Origin of the sequence: Parabacteroides sp. 20_3, from assembly GCF_964238835.1 — a bacterium.
GTDB classification, from domain to species: domain Bacteria; phylum Bacteroidota; class Bacteroidia; order Bacteroidales; family Tannerellaceae; genus Parabacteroides; species Parabacteroides distasonis.
In genome coordinates this window covers 641,567-662,990 of record NZ_CAXSNO010000001.1, presented here as the reverse complement: position 1 = coordinate 662,990, position 21,424 = coordinate 641,567, and the positions used below count along the sequence as shown (strand labels likewise).

Sequence of the window (21,424 nt, the reverse complement as noted above, 5' to 3'; positions counted from 1 at the left end):
GGGGCACGCCCCGTCTCTACAACTAAATAATTTATTGTCGCTATGCTAAAGAAGAGTCCTTTCTATATGGTTTTACGTCGGGAACTGGATCGCATGGTTTCCCGGAGATTATATTTCGGGGTGTGTATCGTGTTGCCTTTGTTCTGTATATTCTTCATGTCTACGATTTTCGGAAGCGGGCAGATGGAGAACATACCGATAGCGGTAGTGGACCAAGACAACACCTCCATGTCTCGGGAGGTCATCCGGCAGGTAGAGGCGGTACCGACTTTCCGGGTAACCCGGCATTATACGGACCAAGAGACCGCTCGCCATGCTACCCAAGCAAAAGAAATCTACGGTTATTTAGTGATCCCCAATCAGTTTGAGGCGGATGCCACGGCGGGGCGTGACGCTACTTTATCGTATTATTACCACTATGCCTTGTTGAGCGTGGGCGGTGAGGTACGTGGGGCCTTCGAGACCCTGCTGCGTACGCTTTCGCTCGCCCCGGTGGTTGTGCAAGCTACGGCGATGGGGCTGGGGGAGAATCAGATAACCACCTTCCTATTACCGGTACGATCCAGTAGCCACCCGCTGTTCAACCCGGATCTGGATTATTCCGTTTATCTGAGCAATCCTTTTTTCTTTGTCTTTTTCCAAGTGATCATTTTGCTGGTTACGGTGTACGCTATCGGTAGCGAGATCAAGTTCCGGACAGGCGGTGGGTGGCTGGAGGCGGCACGGATGAACATGTTCGTGGCGGTGGTGGGCAAACTGCTCCCTTATACGATTATCTTTTGTATCATGAGCGTCTTCGCTAACTATATCATGTTCGGGGTCATGCATATTCCTTTCGCTTGCGGTTTCTGGCCATTGAACTTGACGGCGATCTTATTCGTGGTCGCTACGCAAGCGTTGGCGGTATTCCTGTTCTCGTTGTTTCCCGCTATAGCGATCGTGATTAGCGTGGTGTCGATGGTCGGTTCGCTGGGGGCTACTTTATGCGGCGTTACTTTCCCGGTCGATTCCATGTACGCTCCCGTACATTTCGCCTCGTACCTGTTTCCGGTACGGCATTTCGTGGAGATCAACCAGAACTTATTGTATGGCGATTACGGATTCCCTTATACATGGGTAAACGTAAGTTCGTTGTTTGCGTTTATGTTATTGGCATTGGCACTATTGCCACATTTGAAAACCGCTATTTTAAGTCATAAATATGAGAACATCCGATAATATGAAAGGAACCTTGGCGGATATCGCTTCCTTGGTCAAGGACGAGTTTAAGACGATCTCCACGAGCTACGCTATCTTGCTCGTCTTGGTAGGAGGTATATTTCTCTATGGCCTGCTGTATAATTATATGTATGCCCCGGATCTGGTGCGTAACGCCCCGGTGGTAGTCGTCGATGACTCAAAGACCGACTTGAGCCGGGAGTACATCCGTTTGCTGAACGCCACTCCGCAAGTCTCGGTAATCGCCGATGGTTTGGATTACGCCGAGGCGCAGGAGTGGATGAAGGAGGGGGATGCCGTAGGTATCTTGTATCTTCCCTCTGATTTCGAGACCCGGGTGGCACGAGGGAATGAGTCCCTGTTTATCATGTACCAGACGACAAGCGCCTTCCTATATTATATGGCGATGCAGGAGGCTTCCAGCGGTGCCATGTTGGCGTTGAACGATCGGTATCGTCCGGAGATGTTGGTGTTCTTGCCCCAGCAAGACGCTTCCAAGATCGTTTCGGCGCAACCCATATCAGTGGTCGGGACGGCGTTGTATAATTTTACGGAAGGATATGGAACCTATTTGATCCCGGCGGTATTGATCGTCATTATGTTCCAGACCTTGTTGATGGTGATCGGTATGATAAGCGGGGAAGAGCGGGATTCGGGTACCATCGTTCGTTTCGCCTCCGAGGGATTATCCTTTGGCCGGATCGCTAGGGTGATAATCAGCAAGACCTTTGTGTATTGCGTATTGTATACGATTTTCGCTTTGTTCTTGTTGGGCTTGATACCGCTATTGTTTGGCCTGCCGGATATCGGTAATTATCTGAACACCTTGATCCTGCTGATACCTTTCTTGCTGGCTACCAGCTTCTTTGGGCTGGCCGCCTCTTATTTCTTTACGGACTCGGAGGCTCCGTTATTGATGATCGCCTTCTTCTCGGTAGGCTTGATCTTCCTTTCCGGAGTCTCTTATCCCTTGGAATTGATGCCTTGGTATTGGCAAATGGCCCATTATATCATTCCGGCGGCTCCCGCTACGCTGGCCTATGTACAGCTCAACTCGATGGGAGCGTCGATTGAGCAAGTCGGTGTGGAGTACGTGACGTTGTGGGTGCAATGTGTCGTTTATTTCCTCTTGGCTTGCTGGGTGTACCGGCGGAATATCTTAAAGGCGAGCCGTGCCTTGTCGTCATTGTAGCTCCCGTATCCTCACGTCGATACCGCTACCTTTCAAGGCATCTTTCAACTCGCCGATCTTCGTATCCCCGTAATGGTAAGGGTATAGGATTTTAGGCGAGAACATCTTGGCCGCTTTCGCCGCTTGCGGGATGGTCATGGTATAAGGCTGGTTGATGGGAAGGAAAGCGATATCGATGTCTTTCAGGTCTTTCATCTCCGGGATGTCTTCCGTATCGCCGGCTATATAGACTCTTAGTTCGTCGAACGTGAGGATATAGCCATTATCCCGGTGGCGGGGGTGATATTTATCCCGGCCGGGCGTGGTGTTATAGGCGGGGACGGCCTCTATCTTCATATAGCTGATGGAGGTATCCGTATCGCCGTTTTTTAGGACCTTCCCTTTTCCCAGTTTCTTTTGGCTGTTCTCGTTGGCGATGATTTCCGTACCGCTTTTCTCGACGGCTTGTATCGCTTTCGGGTCCAGATGGTCGCCATGCTCGTGGGTAATCAAGATGATATCGGCTTTCGGGAAAGTCGTATAATCGGCGTATTCGGAGACAGGATCTACCTGTATCGAATGATTGTCGTACGTAAGCATCAGGCTGCCGTGCTTGATGAACGTGATGATCAGTTCTTTTCCGCTCTTGGTCTTGAAAGAATCCGAGGCGAAGTTACTAGCGGAGGCTAAGCTCGCCATGAATAAACTACACATAAGCATACATGATTTTAGTCTCATAATCTCGCGGTTTTTTATAAGTGTTTCCGCGAATATACTCATAATAGATTAATTCCCTAATTTGTTCGCCTATCCGGTATAAATATTTACATTTGCGACGTATATTCTGATAACATGAAAACGAAATGAGAAGAATTGTTCTGTTGATTACGATTTGTTGCCAAGTATTTTGGGTGGCGGCGCAAAAGAAAGCGCCCAAATGGATGGATAAGCAACGAAAGGCGGTGGTTACCGTCACTACTTATGGAAAAGATAACCAGAAGAAAGCGTCTGGTACGGGATTTTTCATTACCGAGACCGGTGAGGCGTTGTCCGGCTATTCCTTGTTTAAGGACGCGGCGAGGGCGACCGTGACCGACGCCGACGGTAAAGAATATCCGGTAAGCCGCATCTTGGGGGCTGATGAATTATATGACGTGATCAAGTTCAAGGTAGAGGTTCCGAAGAAAGCTGTGTTCTTGCCGATCGCCCGTGAGCCGATCTCGCAAGGAGTTATCGCTTATCTGATGCCTTACTCGACCGGTAAGATCACGAAGTTCGGGGAAGGACCGGTCTCGGAGGTCAGTAAGTTGAAGGAGCCGTTCAGCTATTATAAATTGTCGATGGCGCTGGAGAGCGGGCAGGTAAACGCTCCTGTATTGACGGCGGACGGCGAGGTGTTCGGCTTGGCGCAGGAAGACGCGTCGGGGAAGAAGGAAGATTCCTACGCGGTCTCGGCGGGATACGCGAATAGCTTGACGATTCAGTCGGCGGACGCTTTTAATTCCACCTATAGCCGGATTGGTATCCGGAAGGCGTGGCCGTCGGACGCAAGCCAAGCGCAGGTCTCCTTATACTTGATGGCAAACTCGCAAGACCCGAAGACGTATCTGGCTACCTTGAATGATTTTATCGCCACTTTCCCGGATTCTCCCGACGGGTATTTGAACCGTGCCAATCATTACGCTTACCACCGTGCGGATCTGGCTCCTACGGAGGCCGAGCAGGGGGCTTATCTGGATAAGGCGTTGGAAGATATAAACACGGCTTCCCGCTTCAGCGAGCGGAAAGGGGATATCTGGTTCAACCGAGCCAAGCTGATCTACGGCGTGGCCGCCGCGGATACGACCTTGAATAAGGAGCAGTGGACCGTCGATGCCGCTACCGAGGCGATACAAAAAGCGATCGGGGAGGAGGACTTGCCGGTCTATCGCCAATTGGAAGGGGACATCCATTTTTATAAAGGAGATTTCGAGCAGGCGTTCGATGATTATATGAAGGTGAACGATAGCGATATGGCATCTTCTACCTCTTGGTATTGGGCGGCGAAGGCGAAGGCGAATATCCGGGGCGCTAACTTCGGGGATATCATCGCCTTGCTGGATAGCGCCATCGCCAAATGCGGGAACCCGCCAACGAACGAGGCCGCTCCCTATATCTTGGAACGGGTGGATCTCCGCTTGAAACTGATGCAATACAAGGAGGCCGTGGACGATTATGATTTATACTACAATCTCTTGAAAGGACAGGTCGGCGACCGCTTCTTCTATTACCGCGAGCAAGCGAAGTTCCGCATGAACGATTTCCCCGGCGCCTTGGCCGATATCCAATCCGCGATCCGCTTGAATCCGGGCGACCCGACTTATCCGGCGGAGGAAGCGTCCGTATATATCCGTATGGAAAACTATGATCAGGCGTTGAGGAGCTTAGAGAATGCCTTGCGGATCGCTCCGGATTTCGCCTCTTGCTATCGTTTGCGAGGCATCTGCTACGTCCGTCAGGGTAAGAAGGCGGAAGCGTGCGAGGCTTTCAACAAGGCGAAGGAGTTGGGTGATCCTGTCGTGGACAAATTAATAAAGGAACATTGTAAGTAAAGATGCACCCGGGCGGGTACGCACGTCCGTATCTACCCGGTTGCACGTCCGTATCTGTCCGGTTGTAGGTACGTATCTACACGGTTGCAGGTACATATCTACCCGGTTGCACGTCCGTATCTGTCCGGTTGCAGATACGTATCTACACGGCTGCAGGTGCGTATCTGCACGGCTGCACGTCCGTATCTACCCCGCTGCAGGAATGTATCTGCGCGGTTGCAGGAATGTATCTGCCCCGGATGTAAGGCACCGCTTATCTCCCTATGAACTTCTTGAACGCCTCTACCTTGTCGTTCAATATCAATTCCTCCGGAAATCGTGTCTCTTGCAATAACTCGTAGATATGATCGTACCGGGCTATATCGAAAGAGATATGCGCGTCGCTCCCTAAAATCACAGGAACCTCGTATTTCTTGCATAGGCGCAAGATCGTGAGGTTATTATCCCGGGCGGTGAGTTTCTTGCGGACCGGGTTGAGAGAGCTGTTGTTGATCTCCAGCAACGTGTGATGCTCTTTGGACGCTAATACGATAGGCTCGAAATCCACCTCGGCCGTGCCGTCTCCCGGGTGGCTGATGATGTGGATATGCGGGTTGCGGATCGCCCCGATCATCGCCTCCGTGTTCTGCTCGACCGTTCCCGGTTTGTAACAAAGCGAGTGGATGCCCGCTATCCGGATATCCAGCATCGGGAAGTACTCCTCGCCCAGATCGATCGTGCCCTTATAGTCGATGATGTTCAATTCCGCCCCGAGCAATAACTCGACACCGTATATCCGGCGGGGAACCACGTGCAGGTTGCGGAAGTAAATCGGGGAGCATGTCCCCGGTATGCCGGGGGCATGCTCTGTTATACCTAGTAACTTCAGTCCTTTCTCGGAGGCGGCCGCTGCCATTTCTTGCAGGGTGCTAAAGGCATGCCCACTGGCTACCGTATGGGTATGCACGTCAAGTAACGTCTTCATAAATTCGTCTTTAACCTACCCGCGAAGGTAGTTATTATTTGGTGGATACCCAATTCCCGAATAAAATAAGCGTCGTGCGAGATCAGCAAGATCGTGCCCCTGTACGCACGGACCATGGAGGTGATAATCTCGATGCTTTGGATGTCGAGATTATTGGTCGGCTCATCTAGGATAAACAGGTCCGGAGTCTGGTTGCTGATCATCAGGCAGCAGAAAGCCAACCTCATTTTCTCGCCTCCGCTCAGCTTCCCGCAGCTCTTCTCCCACGTGTCGTGCGGGAAGAGGAAACGGTTTAGCAAGGTCTTGATCTCGTGCTCTTGGAAATGACGCTCGTTGAAGGCTTGCGCTTGCTCGTACACCGTCCGGTCGTTCCGGACGATCGAGTACTCTTGGTCGATATAGATAGAGGAGAAATCCGCACGGATCAAGGAACCGCTACGAGGCGGTAACTGGCCGGTAATCAACTTCAGCAAAGTCGTCTTGCCTGAACCGTTATCGCCTTGTATCAGCCACCGTTCCCCACTCTTGATCTGGAAGCTCATCGGGGAGGGCCATAGATCGCCGGCCTCGGCGTAACCGAAATTGATCTCCTTGGCGGTAACCAATATCTTGCCTTCGTGTAAGCCGGATGCGCTGAAATCCAGTTTCATGCCTTGAAGGTCGGGTAGGGAGGAGCGCATTTGCTTTAGCTCGTTGGCAAGGTTCTCCATCTTGTCCTCGTGAACCTCTTTTAGTTTGGAGGCGCTTTTCTCGGCGTTCTCCTTCAATCCGCCCATCATGATCCGGGGGATTCCTTTCCGGACGCTTTGCTTCTCTCCCCGGGATTCATGCTTTTGTTTTCGCTCGGCTACCTCACGGGCGGTTTTCCTGACCCTGCGAAGCTCTTTCTCCTTCGCTTCCAGTTTCTCTTGCATGGAAGCCTGTTCCTGTTCTTTTTGTCCCTTGTAGAAATCATAATTACCCCCGTAAAGGGTGATCCCCCCGACGGATAATTCCGCTATGGAAGCTAATAGGTTCAATAAGGTACGATCGTGGCTGACGACCAACAAGGTGATACGGCAAGACGTGATGAAATCGTATAACTTCTCCCGGCTACGCTTATCCAGATGGTTAGTCGGCTCATCCAATAGTAGGATCGAGGGTTGGTGGATCTCGATTCCGGAGAGGAAAACCTTGGTTTTCTCGCCGCCACTTAATGTGCGCATCGGTTGGGAGAGGAGGATATGCTCCAAACCCCAAGCGTGCAGGGCGGCGAGGCTCCGTTCCTCGATCGTCCAGTCATCCGCCAGCGTATTGAAATTAGAGAGGGAGGCGTCGCCCTCGGTAATCGCCCGCAAGGCTTCTAGTTTGCCGTCGATACGTAGGGCCTGGGCCACCGTCAGGTTATCATATTGCCCGAAATGCTGGGGTACGTAATAGGGTGGGGTCGGATAGATAATCTCCCCTTCCTGCGCTTGCAAGGTTCCAGCCAAGATACGGAGGAAGGTGGATTTTCCCGATCCGTTGTTCCCGACTAAGGCTACCTTTTGCCCCTTGTTGATCGTTAAGTCGATCCCCTTGAATAAGACTTGGTTGTCCGGATGTATATACGTGATTTTTTGCGCTACGATACTCATAGTGTGAACTGATTTAAAATGTGAGATACTAAAATGGATAAGAAATACCGATGATGATCGGTTTCGCGATAGCCTCGAGTATGTCGCCACGAAATCGGCCCTGTACGAAGTAGAGGGCTTTCCGGATGGAAAGAACGACATCTTGAGATAAATTAAGCGGCTATTCTCATTGGAGTAATTATATAGTTATATAGGGACGCAAAGGTAGGAATAGTTTTGGGTTTAGGCAAATGAGTATATACTTTCATGTACAAAAGGGTATGCTTTTGCCCTTGAAAGTATATACTTATGGGGATAAAGCCTAGAATTTCTTTGTTTGCTTAAGGATATAGAACTTGGCTAAGTCGCCCGTGATGGGTTGCTTCTGCTGGTCCAGCATTTTCAGTTGGCCTTCCTCTACCTTATAATACGTGATGTCTCCCCCTTCTTGTTTCGTTGTCAAGACGTTACCATCCAGCGTGTAAGTTCCCTTATCATTAAAAATACCGTCTTTCTCGTCAATATATTCGGAGCGGAGGGTAAAGGTTTTATCCTTGTTCAATGTCAAGGTCGTTTTAATACCCGGCGAGCTGGCGGCTGGTAATGTCCCTTCGTAAACGCCCCAGTAATCCAAGGAGGTCTCTGCGTTGTGCATATCCGGTACTTGGGCGGTTTCCTGCTTGTTCTTGTCTGTTTGCGTGGCGTCTGCCTTTGGGTTGCCGCTACAGCTGAATAGGGCTGCGGCTACCGCTACTACTAATACATATTTTTTCATGTCATTCAATTGAATTATAAGTTCTCGTTATTTAAAACCAGTTTGTGGATTGTTTTGTTGCGAACCGATATTCAAATAATAAGGATCGTGCCTGGGTTCCATCTGGCGAAAAAGCATTATCTTTGTGTTGTAAAACATAGATAACATTTTTATTCGTAAGATTATGTCATTACCAAACGATCCGATGATGCTATTCAGCTTCATCAATATGAAACTTCGTGACAATTATTCTTCCCTCGACGATTTATGCGAGGATTTGCAAGTGAACAAGAAATCCCTTCTTACAAAACTTAAAGACGCTGGTTTTGAATACAGCCCGGAGCATAATAAGTTCTGGTGATTGGGAGTGATCCTAGCCCGGTAAACCTATGAGATTCGAACCATAAGTCAATGACTTACGTATCGTAATCCATTGACTTACGATGCGTAATCCAATGGATCGCATACCCCGGTCGATAAGGTTGTCTCCATCAAGTCTCACTCGATATAGTTCTTGACGATCTCTTTCCGGTCCGTATACTTCGGGTATTTGAAAGCCGGTATGCCGAGCGCCATGATCGCTTGTATCTTGCCGTCGATCCCTAGCGTCTTGGCGAGCGTATCTTTTCCTTCCTGCCGGATGGCAGTGAGTACAAAGCCCATATAGATCTGGCTTACCCCAAGCGATTGCGCCATCAAGGAGGCGTTTTGATAAGCGAGGTTAGCGTCCTCACTTCCGAATCGGTTGGACTTCGGTGTATGGATCAGTAGCAGGGCGGTGGCTTTCCGGAGAATCGGATCTTTACCCGCCTTGTGTTCCTCTTTCAACCGATTGAATACCGGTACGTATTTATAGACATCCTTCATAAACGGCTTGACCACACATTTCACGACGGGATTCAATAATAGCTTCGCCAAGGAGTCGAACACGCCTATCGTATAATCGCTCACCTGCCGTAGCTTTTGCGGATCGGTGACGACGGTGAACGAGAGGCTTTGGGAGTTTGTCGCCGTCGGCGCAGAATGAGCGGCCTCCACGATCTTGTCCAGCATCTCCTTGGGGACGGGCCTCGAGGTCAATGTCCGGTTGGAACGGCGTGACTTGATCAGCAACATCACCTGCTCCGGCGTAGGCATTTGGCTGTAATCGATCGTATGCGTTTTCTCCGGCGGGAATTCGCTGTGCGACACGGAGCCCGTCGGACATACGTCCACGCAATGCCCGCAAACGATGCAGCTTTCCACACGTACCAGCCCGATCGTCTCTCCGGCCCTTTCTTGCGTGAATATATCCGAAGGGCATACCCGTACGCATTTCCCGCATTTGATGCAACTCTCTTGGTCTATGTTTAGTGTCATCCTTTTCCTCCTTTTGATAAGTAAAATAAAAACTCCTGCAACCATCAAGATTACAGGAGTCTATATATAAACAATTATTTTATTGTTTAGTTGATTACTTCTTCATAGCTTCCTCGATAGCAACCGCTACGGCAACCGTAGCACCTACCATCGGGTTGTTACCCATACCTAGGAATCCCATCATTTCTACGTGAGCAGGTACGGAAGAAGAACCAGCGAACTGAGCGTCACCGTGCATACGGCCCATTGTGTCCGTCATACCATAAGAAGCAGGACCAGCGGCCATGTTGTCCGGGTGCAAAGTACGGCCCGTACCACCACCAGAAGCAACAGAGAAATACGGGTGACCGTTCTCCATACATTCTTTCTTATAAGTACCGGCTACCGGGTGTTGGAAACGAGTCGGGTTCGTAGAGTTACCCGTGATAGATACGTCAACACCTTCCTTACGCATGATAGCCACACCCTCGCGAACGTCGTCAGCGCCGTAGCACTTAACTTTCGCACGAAGACCGTTAGAGTAAGCTTTCTCCTCGATAACGTTCACCTCACCTGTCATGTAGTCGAACTGAGTCTGTACATACGTGAAACCGTTGATACGAGAGATGATCTTAGCGGCATCCTTACCTAAACCGTTCAAGATAACACGCAAAGGCTCTTTACGAACCTTGTTTGCCATCTCGGCGATCTTGATAGCACCCTCAGCTGCGGCGAAAGACTCGTGGCCAGCCAAGAAAGCGAAACACTTAGTCTCCTCGCGAAGCAAACGAGCGGCCAAGTTACCGTGGCCGATACCCACCTTACGGTCATCCGCAACAGAACCAGCGATACAGAATGCCTGCAAACCGATACCGATAGCCTCGGCAGCCTCGGCAGCGTTCGTACAACCTTTCTTGATAGCGATAGCGGCACCTACTACGTAAGCCCAGCAAGCGTTCTCGAAACAAATCGGTTGAGTTTCCTTACACATTGTATAAGGGTCGATACCTTTAGCATCGCAGATAGCCTTTGCGTCTTCGATACCGTTGATACCATATTCGTTTAATACCGCGTTGATATGATCAATACGACGGTCATAACTTTCAAATAAAGCCATATTATTTTTTTACTTTTTAAAATTCTTATTTACTAGGAATAAAGATATCAGAAAGTTGAAAACCAATACACCGCCACAACAAGCCACGTAAAACGCCAACCACGGTTTCTCCGGCTTCATCACGAAATACGTGATAAGCGTAGCCACAGCCGTGATAACACTCAGCCCGATGAGGACACGTGTAAATGTTTTCTTATTCATTACGAGGATCGATATATTTTACAGCTTCTTTGAAACGACCGTAAGAGCCTTTCGCCTTTTCCAGTGCCTCGTTAGCGTCCATACCCTTCTTAACCATATCCATGAATTTACCCAAGTGGATGAATTCATAACCGATTACTTCGTCATCAGCGTCTAATGCCATGCGCGTGCAATATCCCTCGGCCATCTCCAAGTAGCGGGGACCTTTAGCCAATGTACCGAACATCGTACCCACTTGGCTACGCAAACCTTTACCAAGGTCTTCCAAGCCAGCGCCTACAGGCAGACCTCCCTCTGAGAAAGCGGACTGTGTACGACCGTAGACGATCTGCAAGAACAACTCGCGCATAGCGGTGTTGATAGCGTCACAAACAAGGTCTGTGTTCAATGCTTCCAAAAGAGTTTTACCCGGAAGGATCTCAGAAGCCATAGCCGCTGAGTGAGTCATACCGGAACAACCGATTGTCTCTACAAGAGCCTCTTGGATGATTCCTTCTTTAACGTTTAATGTCAGCTTACATCCACCTTGTTTCGGCGCGCACCAACCGATACCGTGAGTCAAACCAGAGATATCAGTGATCTGAGTTGCTCTAACCCACTTTCCTTCTTCAGGAATCGGAGCGCACTGGTGGTTAGCTCCCTTCTTTACAACACACATGTGTTGAACTTCATGTGAATAAATCATAATCGCTAATTTATTATATTAAAGTGTAATAAAACTTTATGCTAATTTTATAGTAATATCGCTTTCTCTAAAGATCGCACAAAGATAAATTTTTTAATCCAGCCATGCAAGAGGCGGGAAAGGTTTAAGGCTCGATGATATTAAAATAAGCGTCCGGAGCCTCAAAAGTGGAGAATAGCTCTTTTAGGCTTTCAAGTTTCCCGGTTACCGATAACTTATGGGCTTGCAGATTTGCCGCTATATTCTCCGGCTGCATGAGACTTGCGTAGATGACTTGTTTGTCTCCTTCCAAAGTTACGGTAGGGGCCGGATGGAGCCTGCCGATACGGTTCGATAAGGCGCCGTTCTTTAAGATCAAGGTGGCCTGTTCGTTCGTATCGGTTAAGATAATATTTATTATTAAGTCTTTATCGGCCGCTTTTTCTCCATTTATTTGGATAGCGAGCAAATCGAATAGCATTTCGGGACTTAGGTTCTGGGACATACGTGCCCGGTTTGAGTTGGCCTTGCCTTTACCAGCGATGCCTTCGGTCAGTTCCATAGCTCCGGTCAGGTAGAAATTACGCCACGGACCGCTTTCCGCTTGGTAGCCCAATTGAGCGTACGTGTCCGCAAGTAATTGGCGGGCGGGTTTATGCTTTGGATTAGCGAAAACGAGATGGTTCAGCAAAGTAGCCGTCCAACGGTATTCTCCTTGATTGTATGCCTCTCGTGCCTTTTTCATTATCTCGTCCTCTCCTCCGATAGCCTCTACGTATTTTTTACCTTCTTCTACCGGCGGGAGTGGGTTCAGATGGGCGGGGATGCCGTCGAACCAGCCGAAATACATTTGATATTGGGCTTTTACATTATGGCTAACGGTTCCATAATATCCCCGGTTGGCGAACTCGTTGGCGATAGAGCTTGGTAATTTAATCATCTCTGCTATTTCTCGAGGTGTATATCCTTGATTGGCGAGGTGAAGTGTCTGGTCGTGTAAGTAGCGATATAGATCCCGCTGCTTTTCCCAGTAAGCGACGATGTTCTTATTGCCCCAAGTCGGCCAATGGTGGGTAGAGAAGGATACCTCTACCTGATCGCCGCACTCCGTGATCGCCCGGTCGATATATTTGCTCCATAATTGGCCGTTCCGGACCTTCGCCCCTCGTAAGGTCAGCAGGTTGTGCAGGGTACGGTTGATTTCCTCGGCTACGCAGAAAGCTTTCATCCCAGGGAAGTACATCATGATTTCCGAGGGAGCCTCGGCGCCGGGTACGGACATGAATACGATCTCGACACCATCAATTCGTAAAGTCTCGCCCTCCTCGGATATCTCACGGGTAGGAGGGACCAAGCCCGTAGTTCCTGCCGCGGTAGTTTGTCCTAAACCAGTACCTATATTTCCTTTCTCATTTTTAGGTAGACTGCGGCCATACATATAGGTAGCTCTTCGCCCCATGGCTACACCCGCCATCAGGTTCTCGCTGACGGCATCTTCAAAGAAACCCTTGGGGCCAATGATCTCGATCGCTTCGGGCTTATTGGGGGCGTTCTCCAATATAGCGTCTATTCCCGCGAAATGGTCCACATGAGGATGCGTATAGATAACCGCCTTGACCGGAAGATCTTCTACATGTTTCTTCAGAAGATTATAACCTGCTAGGGCCGTCTCTTTCGAGAGCAATACATCTATGACGATCCAACCGTTATCACTACGGATAAACGTCATATTTGCGAGGTCGAATCCTCGTATCTGGTATATTTTACCGGGTAATACCTCAAATAAGCCGTGTATGCGGTTGAGTTGCCCTTGTCGCCAAAGACTAGGGTTGGCGGATGCCGGAGCCTCTTGACGCAGGAAATCCCAGACAGTTAATCCATACACCTCTTTTCCTGTCTCGTCGATAATGGAAGGTTCGTCTATCGTGGCGATAAAGCCACGGGTAGCGTCTTCAAAATCTTGTTTGTTTTCAAATGGGAGTGATTTCACCACTTGTTCGTTAGCCTCTTTCGTAAACATTGAAGGTTCCGTGTTTTGCGCATATACGAACAAGTGACTGGTAGAGATAAATAAAAGTAAGAACTGTTTTCTAATCTTCATGTTTTTGTGGTTTAAGCGGTTCGCCGTTCAGTAAGATATCGTAGGTAATCGGGCCTATCTTTTTCATCATAAGTCCTACGCCACAGTATTTTTCCTGTGAAAGGCGAATCGCTTTCTCTATTTTGGCGGCGTCCCCGATGTTCCCGTCGATATGGTATGTAGCGTGGAATGCGGTATATACCATCGGGATCGTATCCGAAGTCTCTGCGGTTACGTCGATAGAGATTTTGTCGAAACGTACTCTCATTTTAAGGAAAAGGGAGATTACGTCCATTGCGCTGCATCCGGCCAAGGCGACCAGCATTAAAGCCTTGGGACGGGGGCCTTCATTATTACCCCCGTTCTCGGCAGTTGTGTCGATCGTAACCTTATGGCCGTCCAGCAAGGTCTCGAAAGTCGAGTCCTTCGTCCAGTTTAACGTGATTTGGGCGGACATATCGTGTTATTGTTATTATTATTTCAATATTTCTTGAAGTTTAGCGTCGATCTCCTCGCCATGTAGGTTCTTGGCGATGATCGTTCCGTCCTTATCCACCAATACGGTGTGAGGGATGCTGTTTACCCCGTATAGTTGAGCACCGGAGTTTTTCCAGCCTTGCAAGTCGGAGAGTTGGGTCCATGTGATATTCAGGTCCTTTACGCCTTTCGCCCATGCGTCAGCCTTGCTATCCAAGGAGATGCCAACTATCTCGAAACCTTTGTTCTTGTATTTCTTGTAAGCGGCTACCAAATTCGGCATATCCCGGCGGCAAGGAGGACACCAGCTTGCCCAAAAATCGATCAACACGATGTTCTTGCCATTGCCTACGAACTCGGATAACTTGTGCGTCTTACCGTTCGGGTCGGCCATCTCGAAGTCCACGAACTTCTTGCCTACGGCTACGGTTTTCAGTACATCTAGGTGAGCCATGAGCTTATCGATGTTCGGAACGGCCTTGAAAGCGGAGTCCGCCTTGGCGATAATCTCGTTCTGGGCCGCCTCGTCCAAGCTGTAACGGAAATCGTATAATAACTTGGCGGCGGATTGCTTGGTCGTATTATTCAATATGTAAGTCTTGACGGCATCGGTTACCTTTTGGTCGATCTCGTCATATTTCTTCTCGGCGGCGCTTACGACTTCCTTATCCTCTGATTTCATGTCGGCGGAAAGCTTCTCCAGATCCGCACGCAAAGTCTTCATTTGTGCTTGCAGGGCTTTCAGGCCGTCATTCTCCGGTGTTCCGGAAACGGCGGAAGCGGCCTCGTCAAGAACAGCCTGTAATTTACCGTTCTCCAGTACGAATACGCTTGTAAAAGGAGCGTTCTCGCCGGAAGCGGCACGTTTGGGTTCCACGACATCCTCGGCGAAGGCAAGCTTGCGTAAGGCAGGGGCGTTCTGTGTTCCCTTGAACGTGAACGTGCCGTTCTGCACCAATGCGCTATCCATTGGGGCGGCGTCTTGTACGCCATATTCATACAGGTAAACGTATTTTCCGTTTAGATCGGTGTTCGCTACGGTACCGTTGATCTCGTAACCCGGTTTTTCGCTGCATGCGGCTAGGAGCAGAGCTGATGCGGCAAGAGTAAGATACTTTTTCATTTTGTATTTGTGTTATGTAAGTAATGTATTAAAATATGGAATATTGACTTCGCGAATATACGAAGTCTTTTGTGAAAACCGGACGCAAACCGATGAATAGTTCGCGCCCGGTATGGATATATATAGAGTGTATTAAAGAGGGTGTATTTTATGGGGCATATTTTGCGAATTGGAAATAACATTTTCCTGAATGCAAGTAGGGTAGCATTTTATTCTCCGAGCTATATGTGCCACCCAGAACCCAGACCGGTTGCCGGTTTGGATCATGATCTCCCGTGAAGTCGAATCCTTGGTAAATATTTTTATCTTCTCTGATTGGTAGAGGGATAGACGTTGCCCCAAAGTCTTTGCCTGTACCGGGCGAGATATAGATATGTGTCAGGTTCTTCTTGTTGCCGTATCCGACACCTGCGTTTCCAAAGCGGACATAACCCCCGTTCACGGCCCGGTAACATCTCCCGTGGCTTCCGAGGTTTCCTACGATCCCTCCCCGGTAGTCGGTACCAAGCGTGCTGGTCGCTTTTTGCTGTCCGTTGATTTCTCCCATATTGTAGCAATCCAGTACGTAACTGTCGTCGTTATCGTTAGCCTTTTCTATGCTACCCACGATACCTCCAATGCCATGGCTGTCTTCTTTATCTTTCGGATAGTCTATATTTGCCCGGTTACAGCAGTAACGGACATGTGCTCCCCCTTGCTTCACATACCCCAAGATACCTCCTGCTCCATAATACTTGGCATTCCTGTTTATGGTGATATTTCCGTGGTTAACGGATTTATAAATTGTAATGGCATCCTCGGCGGCACCGGCTATACCGCCCACTCCGCATTCTTTATCTCCTGCGATACCTTGGATTACGCCGAAATTAGCTGCGTCATAAACCTCTATGTCTTTTCCTGAAGTTTTCCCTATGATACCGCCTACGTTATTTGTGGCTGATATCTTACCTAAATTCACGACTTTATTGATCTTTACGCTAGTTCCCGCTACCATACTCCCGAAAATGCCTCCGATATAATTGGATCCTGAGGAGATATTACTGTAATTTACTAGATTGGAAAACTCACAGTGGGATGAGCACGATGCTTGTCCGATAATTCCTCCTACCATAATGGCGCTATTATTCCCATTATTAAATGTTTCTGTTTTCACGCCGCAATCTGATATTTGAGTATCGCTCGCATATCCGATGATTCCTCCGACTGTACTTCTGCCGTAAATGGAAGGTTGCGTGAAGAGTCTTCTGAGAGTAGATTTATCGGCATATCCGACAATTCCTCCAATAGAAGCGGCATTTTCTCGATAGGGTTTTTCCGAATTTATGTTACCCGGGAAAATAGGTCGTGGAATCTTGCTCACGATTACGTTCGTGGTACTGAATTCGGGGGTATAGGTTCCTGTCAACGTCCCATTATATAATTTTCCGATGATTCCTCCTACGTTATTTCCTCCTTTTATTTTGATGTTGGGATTAATCACCAATATTTCCGGATCCAAAAGAATTTCTTTCCCCGGTTCTTGGTAAGATAAGGCTCCGGCTAAAGTGCCACAAATCCCTGAAGAAGCTTCAAGGGATTCATTATCCATATACAATCGTGAGGCCGGGGTAAATTGTATTTGGGTATCATCTAAAGAACCGAAAATACCTCCTATAACAGACTGCCCGGTTATCGAGGCATGAAACAAGGATTCCCCTTTAAGCTCTATCGTAAATGCGTTAGCGTGTGTTTTGTGGGAATATCCGATCATTCCACCCACATAACTACCCCCTTGGATTTGAGACCGATTTGCCGGATTGGACAACTGGAAGTTCTCGATGGCGATGAGGATATTGGTAGGGGTTTCCGACCGGATCTGACCGATCAATCCGCCGACATAGGAGCTACCTTTGATCGGCATGTCGATGGTTATGTCTTTGAAATTGGATGCCGCCTGTAAGAATGCCTCACCGATCAATCCGCCTACGTTCTGGTTTCCGGATATCGGGAAATCGTTTAAGGTGGTATGTTGCAGCTTAATTTTTCTGGCATCGATTTGACCATATAATTTCCCGATCAGACCGGCCACATGATTATTCCCTCTCAAGTTTTTGAAAATCCCGTCGCTACTGATATCCTCCACTTGAATGGAAGCGTTCTCGGCCCAGCCGATCAACGCTCCGATATAAGAGCTGCCGGATTCCGAGAATGAGACGCCCAATCGCACATTCCGGATACTGATTTGTGCCAACGACTGGGCGTTGCCCTCGATATAGCCTATTAAACCGCCAACCTTATCCTTCGTGGACTTGATATTCCCGTTTAAGGTTATATTCTCGATTCGTATATTTCCGTTAGCTACTCCCGCAAGCAATCCGCAACAATTCCCCGGATACTCTATATCCGCTCCTTCTATATCAAGATTCCGGATCACTGCCCCGTCGTGTAAAATGGAGAAAAGCCCGATTGCGTCGCTTTGCTCTCCGCCGTTCGTCCCGAGATAGGTTAGGTTTAGTATCTTATGGGAATCACCGTCGTAGTTTCCCGCGAACGGGGCGCTTTTATAAGCGTTGCCTTGATACAGGCAATTGGGGATAGGAGCTTTGATGTCGGCTATTTGCTTGAAGAATTGCCCGTATCCGTAATTACTGTCGTACGTGGCTAATTGAGACACGAGATAGGCGAAATCGTTGGTGGAAGTAATCAGATAAGGATTTTCTTCCGTACCTTCGCCATTCAGCATCTCGTAAATATATTTAGTATCACGTACCATACTGACCATCTTGTCACGGAATGTCAGATGATAGCTTAGTGGATAGACGCTGCCTTCTTCATCGAATTTTAACCAAAGTATATAGTCTCCATCTTCTAATACCAGATTATTGGGGATAAACATTTCACAGGAAAGAATCCCCGCGTTTTTCCGGATCTTACCTTCCATGAGCTGTATGGAGTTATCGCTCAGCGATCTCAACTGGAAAAAGATCTGTTCTCTCGTATCTTGTATGGGAGTTTTGCCTTCCGGCAAGGAGAACGTGCTTATTAGATGAGATTCTGTCTCTTGCAAGGTCGATCCGCAGTCGTTTCGTATGATGTCATCGTCTGCGCATCCGCCGAGCAAGATGATAAGCATGCATGCGCATATATTCCATATTGTTTTAGTGTATGTTTTCATGTTTGTTCGTTTATTTATAAATTAGGTTTATCAAATTGCATCTCGGATTTCTTAGGGATCGGAAAGCTGCCTGTTTCGTTGGATGGTATTTCCCATTTTACATCAAAGTCCCATCCAGTAAAGGTCTTTTCCGACTTTAAGTCTTGTAAGCTGAATATGTTCATAATCACAGGATTCGGTTGCTCTACAGTGCCCAGCATGCAGTAATTCCCAAAATAAGAAACGGATGCGGGAGGTGCGAAAAGATACCAATTCTCCCCGACATTCAAGTTCCTGCCTACCCTTACGTTTGGATTGACAACTCCAATTAGGGCATTGGCTCTTTTATTTGAGCGTCCCATATTTATACAATCGGAGATAAGGCAGCTTTGCTGAAGTTGGCCTACCAAGCCTCCGCTGCTATATTGGCCAATCTCTCCGGCGTTCAAGCATTGTGTGATAACGACGGAGTTTTCCACGAAATCATCAAGAGTGGCCGAAACCGAATTGCCGAAACTGACTAACGCTAGCGCACCTCCCATCAAGGCTACAGCGGGAACACCTTCGGGGAAAGTGATAACTGTAACAAAAAGCAAGGCTGAATTGACCGCGCAACAAACACCACTGACAACCGTATGTAGAACTTCTTCGTTTTTTTTGCTTTTAAGGATCTGTTTGGAGAGCAACCCTCTCTTATAATTCATCGCGTCACTATAAATCTGGTGGTTTGCCCCACTTTCAAACCATTCTGTTAATGCCTTTCGATTAGACATGAACCTATTTGTCATATCTTTGCTCCTCAGTTTGATGCTTGCGAACGATAGGTTATCTATTTTATTGGCCAGTTTCGTGTCCATGTCTGATTCCAACATGGCGATATCATGGGTAATGACACCTTTCAGCCTCTCTGTTTCTATAATCTCCGGATGACCGTGTGAAATAAGCCCGAATACGCTAAAACCTTCTGATAAAATATCGATATCATTTAAGACGAGGCTAAGTACTGTAAGGGCGCAGTTAACAAGGATTTCTCCGCTTTCTCCCACGATTTTAGCGAAAGGGACAAATCCGACAAGAGTAGACGCCAGCTCGAATGTGGCAAACCCCAAGGATACGCCATCCATGATCGTCCATTTCTTTGCGTCGCCTACCTCGCCGATCATACCACCGAGGTATGAGGAGCCTGATATCGGCGCGAAATTGGAACAATAGTTCATGGCAAGCGTATTCCCTGCCCTTCCTATCATACCACCGGCATATTCATGGTAGGAGGCTACTTCCCCCAGATTCGTGTTAATACCCAACGAGCCGGCAAGGATGGAACCGGCTATTCCTCCGCTATAAGAGGAGGCGATTACTTTATTGAAATTCGCCGTATTGGTGATGGAGGCCAAGGGAGCGAATCCTAAAATTCCACCAGCGAAGGATGAATTAGCCTCGATCATACCCTCATTATACGATTTATAAGCGCCAAGTTGCGCCTCACCGCATAATCCTCCTATATAACTGTCGCCGTTTATATTCCCCGAGTTCGAGCAAAAACCGATAAACGTGTTATTATAATAAGTTTTCGGCTGGGTAGTTACCAGTGTGCTTCCGATAATTCCCCCTACGCCCCTGCTTCCTTGCACCGTCCCGCTGTTTCGGCTGGAAATGATGGTGCTCAATCCGCTTCCTCCGGCGATCCCGCCCGCTCCTACATTATATATAGAATTGGCAGGAAGGTTTCCGGGAGGAACGGTTGTGGATGCGGCACCTTTGATAGTGCCATTATTGCTGCATGAATATACATAGAGCGTATCGGCGTACCCAACGATTCCTCCGGCACAATTGTAAGATGCGGTTACCTTGGTATTCCGGTTGTGGGAGTTCGTGATTTGTGTCATTGAGTACACTGTTCCTCCGCCAAGGATTCCTCCTACGGCGATCGCCCCGTTTATAGTGCAATCCTCTACTGAGCAGGAATCTATCCAGAGATTTACGTTCGGATCTACCATGCCGGCGATCCCGCCTATGGCCATGCCGTCCGTGACTACGCCATCGCTACGGCTTTCGATGGTGGATTTTTTTACTACGCACCCTTTTATAAATGTCTTATTGATGCTTCCCCCCTTGGTGGTAACGGCTCCTACGATAGCCGATAGCGCTCCATAGCCGGTTATGGTGGCTTTCTCGATGGTGAGATTCGAGATGATGGCTTGATTTACGAAGCCGAACAAACTAGCGCCCACGGCGTTTTTATCTAACATTTTCAAATCCCGGATCGTATAGCCGTTGCCGTCATAATAGCCCGTGAAAGGATAACTGGCTGATAATCCGATCTGGTACCAGTTGCCCTCCCAGCCGCATTGGTCATTATAGTTGGCCATGCTAATGTCATTTTGTTGTTCGAAGCAGGTGGAGGAATTAACAAGGTTACCATTGTTGTGGAAGTTGAGGATCGCTTCTTGTATCTTCGCCAAATCATCGGCAGAGGTTATCCGGTACGGATCTTCCGGCGTACCGTTCCCATACAGGCCGATTCGCTCGTCACGGTTGGTTTCGGTGGAGATCCCATTCTCACTGACGGTAATGTAGCACCCCATGCCGAACTCCCCATTCCGCCCGTCAATGTCCGGGCAATCCGATTGGATGGTATATTCCATATATAGTAGCTGGTATTTACCCTCCTTCAGCCCTTTTTCCATAGTGAATAGGGAAGTCCCGGATAATCGCCGGTGCTTGGCTTTCCGTTGGATAATGTTCCCGTCGGGAGTCTTGATGTGGAAAGTCAGGTCTCCATACGTGAAATCTTCGGTTTCTTTCGTGAAACTGATCAGATCGTGTACTCCTTCATAGGTGTCCTCTGTGGAGGCCGGGATATCCGGAATGTTTTTGTCATCCGAACATCCCATCAGAATCAAAAGAAAGAAAAGGAGAAAAAAATAATTTGTCTTCATATATAGCTTGTTTTTAGGATTAACAGATATTGCTTCAATATGCGAATAGTAATCCTAAA

The 21,424-nt window shown here is 48.3% G+C and carries 17 protein-coding genes; 4 read left to right on the top strand and 13 right to left on the bottom strand.

The genetic code is table 11. The features are described 5' to 3' along the window. The first annotated feature begins 42 nt into the window (after positions 1–42). Positions 43–1,218: an ABC transporter permease gene (locus ACESPU_RS02810; RefSeq protein ID WP_158532802.1), complete on the top strand. Its 1,176-nt coding sequence runs from the start codon at positions 43–45 to the stop codon at positions 1,216–1,218. Then, entirely contained in the window at positions 1,202–2,410 is a 1,209-nt protein-coding gene (locus ACESPU_RS02805) for an ABC transporter permease (RefSeq protein WP_005855888.1), read from the top strand. Before ACESPU_RS02810 ends, ACESPU_RS02805 begins: the two co-directional genes overlap by 17 nt. On the opposite strand, the gene ACESPU_RS02800 is transcribed toward ACESPU_RS02805, so the two are convergent. Then, positions 2,402–3,127 carry an MBL fold metallo-hydrolase gene (locus tag ACESPU_RS02800; RefSeq protein ID WP_121962376.1) on the bottom strand — a complete coding sequence of 242 codons (726 nt, stop codon included), beginning with the start codon at positions 3,125–3,127 and terminating at the stop codon, positions 2,402–2,404. The genes ACESPU_RS02805 and ACESPU_RS02800 overlap by 9 nt on opposite strands. 125 nt (positions 3,128–3,252) lie before the next feature. On the opposite strand from ACESPU_RS02800, the gene ACESPU_RS02795 reads away from it, so the two are divergent. Next, entirely contained in the window at positions 3,253–4,980 is a 1,728-nt protein-coding gene (locus tag ACESPU_RS02795; protein ID WP_005868025.1) for a tetratricopeptide repeat-containing serine protease family protein, read from the top strand. 253 nt (positions 4,981–5,233) lie between these two features. Here the strand turns inward: ACESPU_RS02795 and ACESPU_RS02790 are convergent, their stop codons facing one another. From ACESPU_RS02790 to ACESPU_RS02780, 3 genes are all read right to left on the bottom strand, one after another. Next, the gene (locus ACESPU_RS02790) at positions 5,234–5,944 is read right to left on the bottom strand and encodes a phosphatase (RefSeq protein ID WP_211737609.1); all 711 of its coding nucleotides are present in this window, start codon (positions 5,942–5,944) and stop codon (positions 5,234–5,236) included. Further along, positions 5,941–7,560, bottom strand: coding sequence for a ribosomal protection-like ABC-F family protein (gene abc-f / locus ACESPU_RS02785; RefSeq protein WP_036613701.1), 1,620 nt, complete (start codon positions 7,558–7,560; stop codon positions 5,941–5,943). Before abc-f ends, ACESPU_RS02790 begins: the two co-directional genes overlap by 4 nt. Before the next feature lie 301 nt (positions 7,561–7,861). Further along, entirely contained in the window at positions 7,862–8,314 is a 453-nt protein-coding gene (locus tag ACESPU_RS02780; RefSeq protein WP_008771778.1) for a copper resistance protein NlpE, read from the bottom strand. 163 nt (positions 8,315–8,477) lie between these two features. On the opposite strand from ACESPU_RS02780, the gene ACESPU_RS02775 reads away from it, so the two are divergent. After that, entirely contained in the window at positions 8,478–8,654 is a 177-nt protein-coding gene (locus ACESPU_RS02775; protein ID WP_005855899.1) for a DUF4250 domain-containing protein, read from the top strand. A 137-nt stretch (positions 8,655–8,791) separates the two neighbouring features. Here ACESPU_RS02775 and ACESPU_RS02770 read toward each other — a convergent pair whose 3' ends face one another. The 9 genes from ACESPU_RS02770 to ACESPU_RS02730 form a co-directional block, all read right to left on the bottom strand. Continuing rightward, positions 8,792–9,652, bottom strand: coding sequence for a nitroreductase family protein (locus ACESPU_RS02770; protein ID WP_022191780.1), 861 nt, complete (start codon positions 9,650–9,652; stop codon positions 8,792–8,794). Between the two features lie 94 nt (positions 9,653–9,746). Continuing rightward, complete coding sequence (locus ACESPU_RS02765) at positions 9,747–10,748, bottom strand: GGGtGRT protein (RefSeq protein ID WP_005855903.1); 1,002 nt, start codon at positions 10,746–10,748, stop codon at positions 9,747–9,749. Positions 10,749–10,757: 9 nt separating this feature from the next. After that, positions 10,758–10,949, bottom strand: a complete 192-nt coding sequence (locus tag ACESPU_RS02760) for a hypothetical protein (RefSeq protein WP_005855905.1) — start codon at positions 10,947–10,949, stop codon at positions 10,758–10,760. Beyond that, complete coding sequence (locus tag ACESPU_RS02755) at positions 10,942–11,634, bottom strand: iron-sulfur cluster assembly scaffold protein (protein ID WP_005855907.1); 693 nt, start codon at positions 11,632–11,634, stop codon at positions 10,942–10,944. Before ACESPU_RS02755 ends, ACESPU_RS02760 begins: the two co-directional genes overlap by 8 nt. Before the next feature lie 124 nt (positions 11,635–11,758). Then, a complete protein-coding gene (locus tag ACESPU_RS02750; protein WP_373133120.1) occupies positions 11,759–13,714 on the bottom strand; it encodes an alkyl/aryl-sulfatase in 1,956 nt (651 codons plus the stop codon). After that, entirely contained in the window at positions 13,704–14,150 is a 447-nt protein-coding gene (locus ACESPU_RS02745; RefSeq protein WP_005855911.1) for an OsmC family protein, read from the bottom strand. Before ACESPU_RS02745 ends, ACESPU_RS02750 begins: the two co-directional genes overlap by 11 nt. Before the next feature lie 18 nt (positions 14,151–14,168). Then, positions 14,169–15,293, bottom strand: coding sequence for a TlpA disulfide reductase family protein (locus ACESPU_RS02740; RefSeq protein WP_008771781.1), 1,125 nt, complete (start codon positions 15,291–15,293; stop codon positions 14,169–14,171). A gap of 148 nt (positions 15,294–15,441) precedes the next feature. Further along, the gene (locus ACESPU_RS02735) at positions 15,442–18,447 is read right to left on the bottom strand and encodes a hypothetical protein (protein WP_008780310.1); all 3,006 of its coding nucleotides are present in this window, start codon (positions 18,445–18,447) and stop codon (positions 15,442–15,444) included. 14 nt (positions 18,448–18,461) lie between these two features. After that, positions 18,462–21,365, bottom strand: coding sequence for a hypothetical protein (locus tag ACESPU_RS02730; RefSeq protein ID WP_057326635.1), 2,904 nt, complete (start codon positions 21,363–21,365; stop codon positions 18,462–18,464). Between the last annotated feature and the right edge of the window lie 59 nt (positions 21,366–21,424).